Origin of the sequence: Yersinia sp. KBS0713, from assembly GCF_005937895.2 — a bacterium.
Lineage (GTDB): Bacteria > Pseudomonadota > Gammaproteobacteria > Enterobacterales > Enterobacteriaceae > Yersinia > Yersinia bercovieri.
In genome coordinates this window covers 2,987,044-3,005,188 of the sequence record NZ_CP042173.1, presented here as the reverse complement: position 1 = coordinate 3,005,188, position 18,145 = coordinate 2,987,044, and the positions used below count along the sequence as shown (strand labels likewise).

The window sequence follows — 18,145 nt, the reverse complement described above, 5'->3', positions numbered from 1 at the left end:
GCCCGACTCGGTTGAGGCTGCGGAGGTGAGGTGACCGCTAATCGATTATCAACCGAACCGATCACCAAACCAACTATCAACCAAACCAATCACCTAATCGATTATCAACCAAAACAAAAAATCTTAATTTAACCCCAGAGCCTTCCTCACCCCATCACCATAATCTGGATGCACCTGACTGAACAATGCAACCTGACGGCGTTGGATCTCCTCCGGAACCTGTGACAACTCACCGGCAATGCGGGCAAACATCCGCTGATGCTCTTCTGCACTCAGCAGATTAAATAGCGCCCGTGGCTGTGAGAAGTAATCACTATCTTCGCGGTGATTCCAGTGATCTGCGGCCCCTTCCAGGGTTAATGGCGGTTCGCTGAAATCGGGTTGCTCCTGGAACAGATCAAAACTGTTTGGCTCGTAAGTTGCGCCATTGCCGCTGTTACCATCAACGCGCATCGCGCCATCACGATGATAATTATGGAATGGACATTTGGCGCTGTTCACCGGGATCTGATGATGGTTCACACCTAAACGATAGCGCGCTGCATCACCGTAAGAGAACAGGCGGCCTTGCAACATGCGGTCAGGGGAGAAACTCACCCCCGGCACCACGTTAGCTGGGTTGAATGAGGATTGCTCCACTTCAGCAAAGTAGTTTTCTGGATTGCGATTTAGCTCGAAGAAACCCACGTCAATTAGCGGATAGTCACCGTGTGGCCACACTTTGGTCAAATCAAATGGGTTATAGGGGGTCTGGGATGCTTCATGCTCTGGCATCACCTGAATTTGTAGATTCCAGCGGGGGAAATCACCGCGCTCAATGGCTTCGTACAGATCACGCTGAGAGCTTTCCCGGTCACTGCCGACCAGTTTTTCAGCTTCATCATCCATAAGATTTTCAATGCCTTGCTGGCAGCGGAAATGGAATTTCACCCAAAAACGCTCATTGTCGGCATTGATAAAACTGAAGGTATGGCTGCCGAAACCGTGCATATGGCGATAAGATTTTGGCAGGCCACGGTCACTGAAATCGATGGTAAGTTGGTGCAAGGATTCGGGCAACTGGGAGAAGAAATCCCACTTATAGATAGGGTTACGCAGGTTGGTGCGCGGATCACGTTTCACGACGTGATTCAGATCCGGGAATTTCAGCGGATCGCGCAGATAGAACACCGGCGTGTCGTTACCCACCAAATCCCAGTTCCCCTCCTCGGTATAATATTTCATGGCGAAGCCACGAATATCACGTTCAGCATCGGCAGCACCACGCTCACCGGCCACGGTGGAGAAGCGGACAAACATCTCAGTCTGTTTACCTATCTCAGAGAAAATTTTGGCGCGGGTATATTGGCTGATGTCATGAGTGACGGTAAAAGTACCGTAGGCACCGGAGCCTTTCGCATGCATGCGGCGCTCTGGGATCACTTCACGATCAAAATGGGCCAGTTTTTCCAGGAACCAGACATCTTGCAGTAACATGGGGCCACGACGGCCAGCAGTGACGACATTATTATTATCAACAACGGGCGCGCCCGCTGCGGTAGTTAACCCTTTCTTTTTACTCATCATCCTCTCCATTATCACTATTGAATTGATTGATTTATCGGGTGTTTAACAGCATTAGATTTCGCCAAAATCCTGATTGACAAGATAATAATTTAACCAACAACCGAGGGTGATTCTTTGATCTCCACACTAGTTGTAGCCTTATTGACCGCATTCAGCAAATAGGCGGGACTTATCATTACCATTGCCAACATAAGTGACTTCAATTGAATGAGTATTTACAATCATTTGAAATACTGTGTTATTTAATCGTTTTTTACGTGTATTTATGGTGTTTTTTTCGGTTAAACTCGACGTAGGGAGACCTGTTTGCGGCAATCTGCTCACAGGTGACATCACGAATAATGAGAGAAAAATATGAATAAGCATTTGATCGCGTGTGCAGCTAGCCTGCTGTTAGTGGCAGGTTCCGCCAGTGCTGTGAGTTTTAACGCCGAAACTGGCCGTGATTACACCAATTTAGGTTTTGGCATGGGAACCAATACCGGTGGTTTGGCGATCAGTGGTAACTGGGCGCGCAGTGATCACGACGGTGATATCTATGGGCTGGGGTTGGGCTTCAATCTCCCTATTGGCCCGATGATGGCGACTGTAGGCGGCAAAGGCATCTATATGTCACCGGAAGATGGCAGCAATGGCGGGGCCATCGCGATTGGTGGCGGGCTAACTTACCCCATCAACAAATCATTCACCCTGTACGGTGAGGGCTATTTCGCTCCGGAAGAGCTGACCAGCGGCATGAAATCCTATAGCGAAGCCAACGGCGGCCTGCGCTGGAATGTCTTCCGCCCACTGACTGTTGATGTCGGCTATCGCTACATCAATATGGAAGGCAAAGAAGGAAAGCGGGATAATCGTGTAGCGGATGGGGTGTATATCGGCGCTGGCCTTAATTTTTAATTAAATAAAAGGGCGCACTCCTGCTGGATATGCGCCCTTTTATTTGTGGCCTGAATTATCCGACGGCCGGTAATGCACCGGTGACAATTCCTACCTGAATACCAATCACCACCACGCCGCAGGCAAATACCGCTGCCAGTGCCGGTTTCCCGCCCCAGACTCGATAACTTCCCTGATGGATATTACGCGCTTTCCACGCCAGCATCGCCGGCAGAATCAGAGCTAATACCGACAAAGCGACGGCAGCAAAACCCAGCGCCATAATAAAACCGCGCGGGTAAAACAGCGCGAACAGCAAAGGCGGCGTAAAGGTAATTGCGCCGGTTTGCAGGCGGCCCCGCACGGAGTTACGGCGCTTAAACAGATCAGCCAGATAATCAAATAGCCCCAACGCCACGCCAAGGAAGGAGGTGGCCAGCGCTAAATCGGCAAACAGATGCACCGCCAGCTCAACATGTGGTGAGGCAACAACATCGCGCACCGCCTGTAATAAGCCATTCAACCCAGCTTGCTGCGCCAGAATACCGACAAAGGTCTGGGAGGAGATGGCCCCAAGGGTGGTCAACTGCCAGAAGATATAAGCAATCAGCGGGATCGCGCTGCCGATAATAAAGACCCAACGCAGCTTACGAATATTGCCACCCATATAATTGACGATGCTCGGTACACTGCCGTGGAAGCCAAATGAGGTGAAAATCACCGGGATTGCAGAGAGCGCTAGCCCCTGTTCCAGTGGCAAGGTCAATAAGTTGGTTTTTTCGATATGCGGCATCATTAGGGCCAGCATCACAATCAAAAAGATAATCTTGGCGCTAAATAGGATGCGATTGAATAGGTCGACTGAATGTGTGCCGATACAAACCACGCCACCGGCAACTAAGGTGAACAGCAAGACACCAAGAGAGGTGGGAAATGATTGCTGGGTCCATTGGCTGATACTGGTAGCCAGCAACTCACCTGCACCGCTGATATAGGCTGCGGTCAGGGCATACATCAAAAACATCATGCTAAAACCGGTGAGCCATTGCCCCCGATGACCTAAATAGCGCTTCGCTAAAGTTCCAAGCCCGGTATCAGCCGCCTCATGCTGATACACCTCAACTAATAGCAGAGCGGTGTAACACATTAATACCCAAAGAGAAATTAGTAAGGCAAGGGTGACACCAAAACCGACCCCGGCCGCCGCCAGTGGCATTGCCAACATGCCGGCACCAATAGTGGTCCCTGCAACGATAAATATACTGCCCAGAGTGCGATTCTTCACGCTTTCCTCTACTAAATGACAATTTATTGGAATTATTGAGTGCAGCAGGGTAGTGGATTGACCTGTTTGTGTCAAATCGACGTTACGATCAGTGTAAACAAATCGTTACGACGTTGCGAGTGCAAAAGCAGAGCGCTCTATTGTGGTTATCGACTCTCCCTGCGGGAAATGATTGTGTTTAAGTGATGGGATTCATAAAGTAACGATTATGGGTAGCAACGCATGGGCACCAACGGAGAATAAAATGATCAGAGTGGAGATGTTGAGCACCGGGGATGAAGTGCTGCATGGGCAGATTATTGATACCAACGCCGCCTGGCTGGCGGACTATTTTTTTAATCAGGGTTTGCCGATCAGCAGCAGAGAGACCGTCGGTGACTCACTCTCGGCACTTATCGAGGTGCTGGCAGAGCGTAGCCAGGTGGCGGATGTGCTGATTGTGAATGGTGGACTTGGGCCAACCAGTGACGATTTGAGCGCATTGGCCGCCGCCCGTGCCGCCGGGACGGAGCTGATTGAGCATCCGGAATGGATTGCGCGCATGGAGGCTTTTTTTCACGAACGCGGGCGGGTGATGTCGGCGACCAACCGCAAGCAGGCGCATATTCCAGCCAATGCGGAGATGCTGGATAACCCGGTCGGCACGGCCTGTGGCTTCGCGCTGCGGCTGAATAAATGTTTGATGTTTTTCACCCCCGGCGTGCCACCAGAATTTAAGGTGATGGTGGAACAGCAGATTATGCCGCGTTTACGCCAGCACTTTGATGTCGCTGAACCGCCATTGTGCTTACGGATGACCACCTTTGGCCGCTCAGAGAGTGATCTGGCGCTAGAGCTAGATCCGCTGCCACTGCCGGAGGGCGTGGTGCTGGGTTATCGCTCCTCCGCCCCGATTATTGAATTGAAGTTGACCGGGCCTGCTGCGGCACGCCCGGCGATGGAGCAGCTGTGGCAGCAGGTCAGGGCGGTGGCGGGCGATAGCACCCTATTTGAAGGCACCCAGGGCTTACCGGCACTGCTGGCCGAGCAGTTGACACAACGCGGCCTATTATTGGCGGTCAGTGAGCAATTTACCGGCGGATTAATGCACTGGCAGTTGCAGAGCGCGGCTGTACCGCTGGTGGGCGGCGAGCTGCTACCGGCCCATTGCCAGGAGACATTAGCCGAGGTTGCTAGCCGCGCCCAGTCACTATCGATGCTGTGCGGTGCCCAGCTAGTATTGGCAGTAAGTGCGATGCAAAATGATTGCCTGAGTGTGGTGCTGCATACCCCGGAAGTAACATTTGCTCAGCGGGTGCGGTATCAGGCCAGCCGCCATGGTCTGCGGACTCGGCAGGAGAGCAGCGCCATGCTGGCATTGGATATGTTGCGCCGCTGGCTAACAGGCAGCCCGGTCTGCGGGCAGCACGGTTGGCTGGAAGTTGTTGAGATTTTATAGTTAAACAGAGACGACGAATATCTATCCTCAGGCGCAGAAAAGCGCCTGAATCCCCTTTGGATATTTACCTGCCATTTTTTCAACCTGTAGATGCGATTATTTCCCCTAATTACCCGAACATTTGAATATATATATTATTATATTCCGCTGGCCGTTTTTTAAGAATTTCATTTATAGTCTGCTTCTTGTGTAATAGATAAATACCAGATACATTTTTATCTTTAATCAGGATGCTATTATGCTGAATTTATTTTTCTGGTCTTATATCTATTTTAAATTGGCGTGCAAATTATTTTTGGTTTTTATTATTTTGCTTATTATCTCGATGAGTGTTGTTTTTGCCGATAATCGGCCGGGGTTTGTCTGCGGTAAGTTTAATGGTCATGTGATGGAGGTGCCGCAGAGCTATATTATTTACTGGGCAGAGTATGAGGGAGCCAGTGCCTGGGACCCCGATTTTATTAATAATAAAAAAGGTTGTGATGCTAATTTTGTTGTTTTGCCGATGATAACCAGTTGGCCAGATATGCAACCTGGTGATAAATCAAAGTGGTATAAATATAGGGAGGAATTTGGAGGGCTAAGAATAAGTGTGGAACCATTAAAGCGACCCGATAGCGATGTTGCCTATAGACGTGATTTTTATCTTAAAAAAAGAAAAGATAAAACATTTGATCCTGTGATTTACAGAGATGACTTGGGGCTTTTTTTTGTCAAAATGACCAAGAAAATAACCCGTTATCCCCCAGTAGAGAAAAATGACCCTTATCGATTTGATGAAGATGTTAATGGTTATTACTGGCAAGAGATTGATGGGCGAATACCCGTCATTTTTGACTGTCTCTGGCTCCCGCTGGAGAAGAGATATTATATCTGTGAAGCTCAATTTATCATGTTTGAAATAGGAGCGTTTGTTCGTGTGGTTTTTAAAATAGAAAATTTACCACAGTGGAAAACCATTGTGAGCAGCACCCAGCAGTTTCTTTTAGCGCATATTAAAAAATAAGGGGGTAATAATGTGCCATCAATCAAATGGCAATGGATTATTGATATATAAGTTATATCTGGCAATTATTTTATTAATGCTATCCACGCTAAGTTATGCCGATAATCGGCCGGGATTTGTCTGTGGTAAGTTTAATGGTCATGTGATGGAGGTGCCGCAGAGCTATATTATTTACTGGGCAGAGTATGAGGGAGCCAGTGCCTGGGACCCCGATTTTATTAATAATAAAAAAGGTTGTGATGCTAATTTTGTTGTTTTGCCGATGATAACCAGTTGGCCAGATATGCAACCTGGTGATAAATCAAACTGGTATAAACATGGAGAGGAATTTGGAGGGCTAAGAATAAGTGTGGAGCCATTAAAACGACCCGATCTCGATATTACTTATAAGCGTGATTTTTATCTTGGAATAGAAAAGAATAAGAAATATAGTCCTGTGTCTTATATTGAGGAGTTAGGGCTATTTTTCGTTGAAGTCACTAAGGAGTTGAATAGGTCTGGGCGTCCAAGCAAAGGTGATCCTGAGTTATATTATTGGTTCGATGAAGATATTAATGGTTATTACTGGCAAGAGGTTGAGGGGAGAATACCCGTCATTTTTGATTGTATTTGGCTCCCGTTGGAGAAGAAATATTATATCTGTGATGCACTATTTGTGATGTCGGAAATAGGCTCTCTTGTTGAAGTTACTTTTACAGTGGAAAATTTACCACAGTGGAAGTCCATTGTGAGCAGCACCCAGCAGTTTCTTTTATCGCATATTAAAAAATAAGGGGGTAATAATGTGCCATCAATCAAATGGCAATGGATTATTGATATATAATTTATATCTGGCAATTATTTTATTAATGCTATCCACGCTAAGTTATGCCGATAATCGGCCGGGATTTGTCTGTGGTAAGTTTAATGGTCATGTGATGGAGGTGCCGCAGAGTTATATTATTTACTGGGCAGAGTATGAGGGAGCTAGTGCCTGGGACCCCGATTTTATTAATAATAAAAAAGGTTGTGATGCTAATTTTGTTGTTTTGCCGATGATAACCAGTTGGCCAGATATGCAACCTGGTGATAAATCAAACTGGTATAAGGAAAAACGAGGATTTAATGGATTAACTATCAGTGTCGAGCCATTAAAACGACCCGATTCAGATATTACCTATAGGCGTGATTTTTATCTTAAAAAACGAAAAGATAAAACATTTGATCCTGTGATTTACAGAGATGACTTGGGGCTTTTTTTTGTTAAGGCAACTCAAAAATTAATAAGGTCAAAGTCACAGGATGAAAATGATCCTTATTGGTTTGATGAAGATATTAATGGTTATTACTGGCAAGAGATTGATGGGCGAATACCTGTCATTTTTGATTGTATCTGGCTCCCATTGGAGAAAAGAGATTATATCTGTGAAGCGCATTTTGTGATGTCAGAAATAGGCTCATTGGTTGAGGTTTCTTTTACACCTGAAAAATTGAAACAATGGAAGGAAATTGTGAGCCGCACCCAGCAGTTTCTTTTGGCGCATATTAAACATTAAGGACGATAATTATGTTACAGCAAAATAGAAATGCAGGCGAATTAAAACTTACCGCCACCGAGCTGGCCTGCGCCAGAGAGATATTAGAGTCTCATAAGGAGAGTAAAGATCCTGGCCCGATGTATAACTATTTGGCCAGCAAAGGCGATCGCTATGCCGTATTGGCTAATGGTGTCGTCAGGGGGGACTCCTTCGCAGGTGCCATGGCTATTTACTATATGGAGCGCACTGCTGCCGAGCATAATAAGCCAATAACAGAAGTTCGTCTTAAGAATATTCGCTATGATATGGCGGGCGGATATCTTAATGCTTTGCAAAATAGACTCGATATTAGTACTGGCACTATTTATGGTGATATTAATCATAAAGAGGCAGGGCAATTTCATGAAATAGTATTTAAAAGACATGGACTCCCGCCAGAAACCTGGACATTAGAACCGGTTTTTAATGCTATCCAAGAGACAAGCCGGCCAACTTATTGGCAGCATGTGCTTAATGCAGCAGGGAAACCGGCTAAAGAATTAAAACTCTCTTTTGAAACCTACAATATGATGGCCCAATCTTCCATGTTTTCCCCCGAGGCTATCCGGAAAACTTCCCGCCGATGGTTTTCAATTATTGACTCCCCCTCTGGCTACTGGGCTTTAGGCAAAACCGCTACCAATCAACTCTTTAGCGCTGACGATGAGACCTCGATTGTTATACCGCAGTGTAATATTGAAATTGAGATTAACCCCACGCCACAAGCCACCCGGCGTATTGCCGATGAAGATCAGCTACAGCGAGATGTGACTAACGGTTATCTGGTGAATAAACCGACCCACAGTTTCTCCTTTACCGATGGCACGCTGGATAAAACCGATTTTGCCTCGGTGCAGATGGGCAGCATGGCCTCGGGTGGTGTCCGTCCCGGCGAAATTCAGTTAGATCCCAATGTGCAGCCCAGCCGTTATTTATCTGATTACTATCTTGAACAGCCGGCATATATGTTGCCGGAGACCGGCCTGTTTGATGCTGCGACACTCAATGGCTTATCCGCGCAAACCACCTTTAATACCTATGTTGATCCGCTATTACTGGATCTCTCCGGTCGCGGCGTGAAGATGAGCGGCCTGAGGGAGGGGGTCTTATTTGATATTGATAATAGCGGCAGTTTAAAACGCACCGGTTGGGTCGGGCCGGAGAGCGGTATGCTGGTTATCGATAATGGCAGTGGGAAGATTGATAATATCAGCCAGATCTATTCGGAATATTATGGCGGTACAGCGGGAATAGATGGCTTGCCGGGGCAGAAACTTTTTGAGCATGGTTTTGCCGCACTGGCTGAAGATGATAGTGATGGCAATGGCGTTATAGACTCTGCTGATCCCATTTGGGCGAAATTACGTGTTTGGCAGGATATCTCCCACAATGGTCAGGTTGATGAGGGCGAACTGAAAACGCTGGATGAGTGGGGGATCTCGCGCATTGATGTCGCTGCAACTCTGGTTGGCCGTGATGATGGTAAGGGGAACCAGATTGTCGCTCGCGGGCTGTTCACCATCAATGATAAGCAGCAAGAGGTTTTGGCGGTGAATTTTGTCGGGTCATCGGTTAGCAACCGGGTGACACCACTTGATGATGGCGCACTGTTAACCTCAAGCAGCGATGAGGTCACCACCACCGCCTACGTCAGTTTCAATCATGAGGGTGAAATACTCAATGCCGCACAGCTACAGGCCAAGAATGTCTATGGTGCGCGGGGGGATGATGACCTGATAGCCAGCCCTGAGGGCAGTTGGTTAGTCGGGCGCGGCGGTCGCAATACCTATACAGGGAATTCTGGTAATGACGTGTTTGTTATCAGCGCCAGTGATGATACCCGCTACATCCAGGGGAAAGGTGGGACAGATACCGTGCTGATCACCGGTGATCAAGGGGTGGGGCTGAATATGGCCCGCAGTGGTATCACTATTGCTCAGGGCGGGGATGGCGATGACATCATTATCAGTGGCGGCAATAATAGCGTGTTTATTCAGGGCGGTAACGGCAATAGTACGCTGGTCGGCGGGGGCGGTAATGATGTGCTGAGTGGCGGCCGCGGGAAAAATAAAATTATCGGCGGTAGCGGTAAAGCGGTTATCTATGCCGGGCCGCAGGGCGACACAATTTATGCATCCGAGCAGGGCAGTATTATCCATGCCGGGGGCGGCGCTGATCGCATTTATGGCAATAAGAGCAATGATGTGATTGTGGCCGGTCAGGGGGATGCGCTGATTGATGGCGGTGAGGGAATTAATGTGCTGGCATTGCACGGCAGCTATGCGGATTACACCATTACCCGCACGGAGAGCGGCTATCAGCTAAAGGATAAGGTGGCGGGCCGTGATGGCACACTGACACTGAAGCGTATTCAAAAACTGAATTTTGCCGATATTGCGGCGGTAGAGTTGGATGCGCGGACGATTATTCCGGTTAACGATGTTTTAATTTACGGCAATGGCAACCCCATCAGCCGCTTGCAGAGTACGAATATTCCGGCGCAGGCGCTGCTGCGTAATGATTTTTGCTTTGATCCTGAGGCGGAATTGCTCATCGCTAAGGTGAGTGACGCCGTGGGCGGCACGGTGCAGCTGAAGGATGATGGTAACGTGCTATTCACCCCGGATAGCCGATTTACCGGGGTGATGAGTTTTAAATATGAAGTGAAAAGTGCGACTGGGGCCCCGGCACTTTCCGTGCTTGATCTCTCCAGCGGAGAGTCGGCGACCATGCGGGCAACGGTGCTCTTGCGCAGCGCGGATATTCCCAGCGATCCCCAGTTTATCAAGCAGAGTTATCTCAACGAGATCAATGTGATCCCCATCTGGCAGGAGTATACCGGCAAAGGGGTGCGCATTGGTCAGTTTGAACCCGGCGGTCAGTTTGCCACCGGCCCGATGATTTTTGATATTAACCACCCCGATTTAGCCGCCAATGTTGATCCCAGCTGGCTGGCAACACAGAAGAGAAGCGGCGTACTGCCCGAGGAGGTCTCCAATCATGCCACTATGGTGGCAGGCGTGATGGTAGCGGCAAAAAATCATCTGGGCGGGGTGGGCGTTGCCCATGAAGCGACACTGGGCGGTCACTATCTGAGCAACGATGGGGCGGATTTAACCACGCTAGGTAAGATGTCCAGCTATGATGTCGTGAACCACAGCTGGGGCTTCAAACATGGCTTTGCCATCAGCAATGTTTCCAGCGGCATGATTAATCTGGCTAATACACTCAATCTGACACTGCACTATGCCGCAGCCAATGGTCGTGGGGGATTGGGCACCATTATTGTCACCAGTGGTGGTAATCAACGGGCGCAGGGCGGCAGCACCCAAGGGTCGCTAATGAGCAACTCCCGCTTTGCTATTCAGGTGGCGGCCATGAATAGCAAAGCGGATCTTTCAACTCTCCAGACCCACCGCGCCCCCTTCTCCAACCCCGGTTCCAGTTTGCTGGTTTCAGCGCCGGGCAGCCATATCCTCTCCAGTAGCCAACAGATCACCGCACAGCGCGGTGCGGTGTTTGGTGCGCAGTACAGCACGGAACAAGGCACCAGTTTTGCCGCGCCAATTGTCTCCGCTATCGCCGCGCTGATGTTGCAGGCCAATCCGAATCTCGGTTATCGCGATGTGCAGGCGATCCTCGCACTATCGGCACGGCGGGTTAAAGACCCGACCAGTGAATGGCGCACTAATGGTGCAACCCGCTGGAATGGCGGCGGGATGCAGGTGAGTCATGATTATGGTTTTGGTGCGGTAGATGCGCGGGCGGCAGTGCGCCTAGCGGAGAGTTGGACTCACCAAAGGAGTGATGCGAATCAGCAGGTTTTGCAAGCAAAGCATCAGTTTTCCACAGGAGAATCACTGCTGGCGGGGATGACCAGGGCGGCATCCGTTATTCTTAAGGGCGAGATTGAGGTGGAGCAGGTTGAAGTTGATTTTAGTGCCAATGTGGGGCGTCTGGGGGATCTGACGGTGACACTGATCTCGCCGAATGGCACCCAAAGTATCCTGCTTGATGGCGCAGAGAAAAAAATGGCCGACAGTGGTGATGATGTCGATACGGGTAGCGAGATTGCGGGTGATTTTAACCATACCTTTATGTCGACCCTGCAACGGGGTGAACACTCAGGTGGTCAATGGCGACTGGTGGTTAAAAATGCCAAAAACGGGCAACCGGTTGAGCTAAAAAATTGGTCAATACGGCTATTTGGCAACTCGATTAGCCGTGATGATACTTACGTTTATACTGATGAATTTGCTGCGCTGGTTGCGCAGGAGCCGACGCGGGCATTTCTGCATGACAGTGACGATGGGGTTGTGGGGGGGCGCAATACGCTGAATATGTCGGCGGTAGCGGCTGATGTGAAGGTCAATTTGCTCACTGGTGAAGCGACTCTTGGCGATGCCCAACTGACACTGCGCTCACCGGCGAGGATCCATAATCTGATAAGTGGTGATGGTAACGATATTTTAATCGCGGGGCGGCAGCATAGTGTGCTGGATGGTGGACGTGGGTTAAATGTACTGACGGGCGGCGCAGGGAAAGAGATTTTTGTAGTGCGCAAACGCGCTAGCGGCGGTGACTGGATTGTGAACTTTGATGCCGATAGAGGAGAGGTGATTCATTTGATTGGTTTTGCCGATAAGAGATTCAGGGCATTGCGGCTTAAGCAAGATGGGCAGGACGTGAGGGTGCAACTAAATGATAATCAACATATTATTGTCAAGGACAGAGAGGTGGCGACACTGAAAGCGCACCATTTTCACTTTGCGGATACCTTTACCCCTCCCGCTGGCTACTTTGATAGCAGCATAAGGATAGATAATCCACAGTCACAGCCAACTCTGCTGGATAAACCCGCCGCTGCCAAGCAAACGGAGATCATACTCAATGGGGGAGGCGGTGGTGTCAGCTTATCTTTCGTTGATAATAAAATGGTCGCCTCATTGGTGGGTAAGGTCTATCAGCGGGAAAACGCCAAACCCAGCATCTTTGTCGTGACGCCGCAACAGGGGGAGTGGCGGTATGGTAATGCGGTGCAGGGCTTCCGCCACGGTATTGATAAAATTGATTTAAGCGCCATGGGTATTCGTAATTTCAGTGAATTAACTCTGATAAAGCGGAGTTCGATGGTTATTAATGGGTTGGCTCTGATTCAGGGTGTGGATATCACATCCGCCGCTTTAGACTTTGAGGGTAAGAGTCTCGAGTTGGCCTATCTGGATGGGCTGGATGTTGAGCAGCTCGATGCGCAGGATTTTATTTTTGCTGATACGGCAGTGATGTTGTCTGATAGCCCATTTGTTCATGACGACATGAGCCAACTGATTAATATTACAGCGGATTTTGATCGCAAGGTTCGTGACTACGAAGGTGTTTTTTCACCGCCACAAACAGTGCAACGCCTTGCCCCTACATTGACAGCAAGCCCCTTTTAATCGGGATCTATTTGGCATAACTATTTCTGCTGCTTAACGATAAGAATTTTAATACCCACTCAGTTGAATGGGTATTTAGATGGTTTTAATTTTGAGCCACCATGACACTACTTCAGCTGCGCGTTTCTGACCTCTGCACCTGCTTCCCAAATCCGATATTTCACCTCTACCCCTTGTGGCACATAAACCACAATCGGCAGGCGGCTGTTATAGCGCCGCATGGCAGCGTCACCGAGATTGGCGGCGATAAATTGTGGGTGACGGCTATTGTCTGGGCAGGCCATCATGGTGGAGGCGGGTGGTGAAATTTTATCCATCACTAGATAGTCAAAGCCCCAGCCAGACAGGGTTCTGGTCTCCAGATTGCCGCCTAGCATATGGCGGTTGCAGTCAACCTCTAGGGTCTTACCGATCAGCAGTTCCACTTTGAAACGTGATTCATCTTTTTGCGGATCAAGGAAAATCACCTGACGGGTCATGCCTTTTTCAGCCGCAGGATAAGGCGCGATTTTTTCTAATGGCTGCTGTTGATTAAGCGGTGACTCAGTAGCTGCAAGAGCGCTGGCCGATGCTGCCATTAACAGGCTGCTGAGTGCGATTGGCACTATTTTCATCTTTATTCCCTATGATTATGATAGTGGAAGTAAAATATCATCTATTTGGCAAGGTGATTATAGGTGGATTCATATAGGCTTGGCTTTATCAATTCTGATCAAAGCTCTATTTCAATATCACCTAGCGGTTGGCAGCAGCAGGGCAGGATTTCGTTGGGTTGAATAAACGCCAGGGGCTGCTGTGAATAGCAAACTTCACCCTTGAGTAAGCGCAGGCGGCAAGAGCCACAATAGCCCGAGCGGCATTGATACTCAATCTCTACCTGATGGTGTTCGAGTGTTTCCAGCAAATTGCGGCTATTGGCCGGGCGGTTAAGTTGAGCACCGGTGGTGCTCAACGTCACAATAGACTTCATCAATTACAGCTCAAAATCACTCAGGTCGTCAGCACTGATTTCGGAATCAATCTGACCGACCAGATAGGAGCTGACTTCAACTTCCTGCGGGGCCACTTGCACGTTATCGGAGACGAGCCAGGAGTTGATCCAGGGGATTGGGTTGCTGCGGGTATTAAACGGCACACCCAGACCTACAGCCTGCATACGGATATTGGTAATATATTCAACGTATTGGCATAAAATCTCTTTGTTCAAGCCAATCATAGAGCCGTCACGGAACAGGTACTCTGCCCACTCTTTCTCCTGTTGCGCGGCCAGAACAAATAGGTCGTAGCACTGTGACTGACACTCTTCAGCAATTTCAGCCATCTCCGGATCATCTTCACCGGAGCGCATTAAATTAAGAATATGTTGGGTGCCGGTCAGATGCAGCGCCTCATCACGGGCGATCATTTTGATGATTTTGGCGTTGCCCTCCATCAGTTCGCGTTCAGCAAATGCAAATGAGCAGGCGAAGCTGACATAGAAGCGGATCGCCTCCAGCGCATTGACGCTCATCAGACAGAGATAGAGCTGTTTTTTCAGTTCACGCAGGTTGACGACGACGGTTTTACCGTTGACCTGATGGCTACCCTCTCCCAGCAGATGGTAGTAGCTGGTCATTTCAATCAAATCGTCATAATACGCTGAGATATCTTTTGCCCGCTTAAGGATCTCTTCGTTGGTCACGATATCATCGAAAACAATCGCTGGGTCATTAACGATATTGCGGATGATATGTGTGTAAGAGCGGGAGTGAATGGTTTCAGAAAACGACCAAGTTTCGACCCAGGTTTCTAGCTCAGGAATAGAGATCAGCGGCAACAAGGCGACGTTAGGGCTACGGCCCTGAATGGAGTCCAGCAAGGTTTGGTACTTCAGATTGCTGATAAAAATGTGTTTTTCGTGATCGGGCAATGCATTGTAATCAATACGATCCCGTGAGACGTCGATCTCTTCTGGCCGCCAGAAGAAAGAGAGCTGTTTCTCAATCAGTTTTTCGAAAATAGCGTGTTTTTGCTGATCGAAACGCGCCACGTTGACGCATTGACCAAAGAACATTGGTTCGAGTAACTGATTGTTTTTATTTTGTGAAAAAGTGGTATAGGCCATGATTTCCTCAGGGGACAAGCAACGGGCAAATAAAGCTAAGCCCTTTGATGACCACATTTGCAGTCATCAAGGGCCTGAATACTCAATCAGATCTTACATGCACCGCCTTCGCAGTCATCATCACCCGGCTGGCTTTGAATATCTTCCTGCACATCATCAGCACCGTCACGGGTGTTTTGATAGTAAAGGGTCTTCACACCAAGTTTATAGGTGGTCAGCAAATCTTTCAGCAACTGCTTCATTGGCACTTTGCCTGACGGGAAACGGGTCGGATCGTAATTGGTATTCGCCGATATCGCCTGATCGACAAATTTCTGCATCAAACCAACCAGTTGCAGGTAACCGTCGTTATTTGGCATATCCCACAGCAGTTCGTAAGCATCTTTCAGGCGCTCATATTCAGGCACAACCTGACGCAGGATACCATCTTTAGAGGCTTTGATACTGACGTAACCGCGCGGTGGTTCAATACCATTGGTGGCATTGGAGATTTGCGATGATGTCTCAGAAGGCATCAGCGCAGAGAGCGTGGAGTTACGCAGGCCGTGGGTTTGAATCTCTTTACGTAGCGTCTCCCAATCATAATGCAATGGTTCGCTGCTGATAGCATCCAAATCTTTCTTATAGGTGTCGATCGGCAAAATACCCTGTGAATAGGTGGTTTCGTTAAACCACGGGCAGGCACCTTGCTCACGGGCTAGCGCGTTTGAGGCTTTCAATAAGTAGTATTGAATCGCTTCAAAAGTGCGGTGAGTCAGGTTGTTAGCACTGCCATCAGAGTAACGCACACCATTTTTTGCCAGATAATAAGCAAAGTTAATCACGCCAATACCCAAGGTACGACGGCCCATTGCGCCACGCTGTGCCGCAGCAATCGGATAATCTTGATAATCAAGTAAAGCATCCAGCGCACGTACCGCCAGTACTGCCAGATCTTCTAAATCATCAAGGCTATCAATGGCACCCAGATTGAACGCCGACAAGGTACAGAGCGCGATTTCGCCATTTTCGTCATTGATGTCATTCAACGGCTTGGTTGGCAACGCAATTTCCAGACATAAATTTGACTGACGTACCGGTGCCACTGTTGGGTCAAATGGGCTATGGGTGTTGCAGTGATCCACGTTCTGGATATAGATACGGCCAGTAGAAGCACGTTCTTGCATCATCAAAGAGAATAGCTCAACCGCTTTTACCCGCTGTTTGCGGATGCTGCTATCTTGCTCATATTTGACATAAAGGCGCTCAAATTCATCCTGATCGGCGAAGAACGCATCATACAATCCCGGCACATCTGACGGGCTGAACAGGGTGATATCTTCACCTTTCAGCAGACGTTGATACATCAGTTTGTTGATCTGTACGCCGTAATCCATATGACGTACGCGGTTGCCTTCAACGCCACGGTTGTTTTTCAGCACCAGCAGGCTTTCAACTTCTAAATGCCACATTGGGTAGAATAAGGTTGCCGCACCGCCTCGTACGCCGCCCTGTGAGCAGGACTTTACCGCGGTCTGGAAGTGTTTGTAGAACGGAATACAGCCGGTGTGGAAGGCTTCGCCGCCACGAATTGGGCTACCCAGCGCACGGATGCGGCCCGCGTTGATACCAATACCGGCTCGTTGTGACACATATTTCACAATGGCGCTGGAGGTGGCATTGATTGAGTCCAGACTGTCACCACACTCGATCAACACACAAGAGCTGAACTGGCGTGTAGGGGTACGAACACCAGACATAATCGGCGTTGGCAGTGAGATTTTAAAGGTCGAAATGGCATCATAGAAACGTTTGATGTAATCCATCCGGGTTTCGCGCGGGTAGTTAGAGAACAGGCAAGCGGAAACCAGTATGTACAGGAATTGGGCACTTTCATAGATCTCGCCGCTCACGCGGTTCTGCACCAGATATTTGCCTTCCAGCTGCTTAACCGCCGCGTAGGAGAAGTTCATATCGCGCCAATGGTCGATGAAAGTGTCCATCTGTTCAAACTCTTCTGCGGTGTAATCTTCCAGCAGATGTTTGTCGTATTTACCCATCTCCACCATTTTCGTCACATGGGCGAAGAGTTTTGGTGGTTCAAATTGACCGTAGGCTTTTTTTCGCAGATGGAAAATTGCCAGGCGAGCGGCTAAATATTGATAATCCGGCGCATCACGGGAGATAAGGTCAGCGGCGGCTTTGATGATGGTTTCATGGATATCGGCAGTTTTAATGCCATCATAAAACTGAATGTGTGAACGCAATTCTACTTGAGAAACCGAGACGTTATGTAAACCTTCAGCGGCCCAGTCGATGACCCGGTGGATTTTATCCAGATTGATGCGTTCTTTGCTGCCATCGCGTTTAGTAACAAGTAGGCTTTGGTTCATGTGATCTTTTACCTTCCGTGTGTTCATCCCCTGTAAGCCAAGCAAACGCCACGCTGCATTTTCAGGCAGCGAGTAGTGTCATTGCTCAGGATGTAAACACAATATATAGGGGTTGGGTGTTGGTTAGATAACAAGATAGTGAGTATTACGTCTTTTAGCAAGTGAACAAGATCGGACAATTGTGTGGATAACTTGGGGGTGAATTGTTACAAATGGCCCTCAGGCGGCGTCGTTACTGGGGCTTACCTACGGTCAATCTAGGGGATAAGATTTTACTGAAAATCTTAAAAATTTGATCGTTTGCCGGTTTATTAAACATTAGAAAAATCCCCTTCATCTTTCACGCCGTAGCGGTGTTGGCTGCCCTAACTCACCCCAGTCACTTAGTGGATTAAGCTCCTGGGGATTAATCAGCCTCTAAGCAGCTCACCCTGCGGGCTAGCATAAATGTTGTTCAAATCGGTTCTCACCGAATTGTTGTTATGTTGCCGCCTTGCTACAGCA

The 18,145-nt window shown here is 48.6% G+C and carries 12 protein-coding genes; 6 read left to right on the top strand and 6 right to left on the bottom strand.

What is annotated here, in order from left to right; genetic code table 11:
- Window positions 1–123: 123 nt before the first annotated feature.
- A complete protein-coding gene (locus tag FFE93_RS14290; protein ID WP_186367720.1) occupies window positions 124–1,563 on the bottom strand; it encodes a catalase in 1,440 nt (479 codons plus the stop codon).
- Window positions 1,564–1,920: 357 nt separating this feature from the next.
- Between FFE93_RS14290 and FFE93_RS14285 the strand changes: the two genes are divergently transcribed.
- Complete coding sequence (locus FFE93_RS14285; protein ID WP_005279745.1) at window positions 1,921–2,463, top strand: YfaZ family protein; 543 nt, start codon at window positions 1,921–1,923, stop codon at window positions 2,461–2,463.
- Window positions 2,464–2,518: 55 nt separating this feature from the next.
- Here the strand turns inward: FFE93_RS14285 and tyrP are convergent, their stop codons facing one another.
- Complete coding sequence (gene tyrP, locus FFE93_RS14280) at window positions 2,519–3,727, bottom strand: tyrosine transporter TyrP (RefSeq protein ID WP_005279743.1); 1,209 nt, start codon at window positions 3,725–3,727, stop codon at window positions 2,519–2,521.
- Window positions 3,728–3,971: 244 nt separating this feature from the next.
- Between tyrP and FFE93_RS14275 the strand changes: the two genes are divergently transcribed.
- From FFE93_RS14275 to FFE93_RS14255, 5 genes are all read left to right on the top strand, one after another.
- Window positions 3,972–5,165, top strand: a complete 1,194-nt coding sequence (locus FFE93_RS14275; RefSeq protein ID WP_049599365.1) for a nicotinamide mononucleotide deamidase-related protein YfaY — start codon at window positions 3,972–3,974, stop codon at window positions 5,163–5,165.
- 325 nt (window positions 5,166–5,490) lie between these two features.
- A complete protein-coding gene (locus tag FFE93_RS14270; protein WP_138775982.1) occupies window positions 5,491–6,171 on the top strand; it encodes a hypothetical protein in 681 nt (226 codons plus the stop codon).
- A gap of 10 nt (window positions 6,172–6,181) precedes the next feature.
- Window positions 6,182–6,943, top strand: a complete 762-nt coding sequence (locus FFE93_RS14265; RefSeq protein WP_138775372.1) for a hypothetical protein — start codon at window positions 6,182–6,184, stop codon at window positions 6,941–6,943.
- A 10-nt stretch (window positions 6,944–6,953) separates the two neighbouring features.
- Window positions 6,954–7,706, top strand: coding sequence for a hypothetical protein (locus FFE93_RS14260; protein ID WP_099460651.1), 753 nt, complete (start codon window positions 6,954–6,956; stop codon window positions 7,704–7,706).
- A gap of 11 nt (window positions 7,707–7,717) precedes the next feature.
- The gene (locus tag FFE93_RS14255; protein ID WP_138775371.1) at window positions 7,718–13,165 is read left to right on the top strand and encodes a S8 family serine peptidase; all 5,448 of its coding nucleotides are present in this window, start codon (window positions 7,718–7,720) and stop codon (window positions 13,163–13,165) included.
- 107 nt (window positions 13,166–13,272) lie between these two features.
- Here FFE93_RS14255 and eco read toward each other — a convergent pair whose 3' ends face one another.
- From eco to nrdA, 4 genes are all read right to left on the bottom strand, one after another.
- Window positions 13,273–13,779 (bottom strand): serine protease inhibitor ecotin, encoded by a 507-nt coding sequence (gene eco / locus FFE93_RS14250; RefSeq protein ID WP_005278006.1) that lies wholly within the window; start codon window positions 13,777–13,779, stop codon window positions 13,273–13,275.
- Between the two features lie 98 nt (window positions 13,780–13,877).
- On the bottom strand, window positions 13,878–14,135 hold the full coding sequence (gene yfaE / locus FFE93_RS14245; protein ID WP_005278004.1) for a class I ribonucleotide reductase maintenance protein YfaE: 258 nt from the start codon (window positions 14,133–14,135) through the stop codon (window positions 13,878–13,880).
- Window positions 14,136–14,138: 3 nt separating this feature from the next.
- Entirely contained in the window at window positions 14,139–15,269 is a 1,131-nt protein-coding gene (gene nrdB / locus FFE93_RS14240; RefSeq protein WP_005278000.1) for a class Ia ribonucleoside-diphosphate reductase subunit beta, read from the bottom strand.
- A gap of 86 nt (window positions 15,270–15,355) precedes the next feature.
- A complete protein-coding gene (nrdA, locus tag FFE93_RS14235) occupies window positions 15,356–17,641 on the bottom strand; it encodes a class 1a ribonucleoside-diphosphate reductase subunit alpha (protein WP_049599350.1) in 2,286 nt (761 codons plus the stop codon).
- Between the last annotated feature and the right edge of the window lie 504 nt (window positions 17,642–18,145).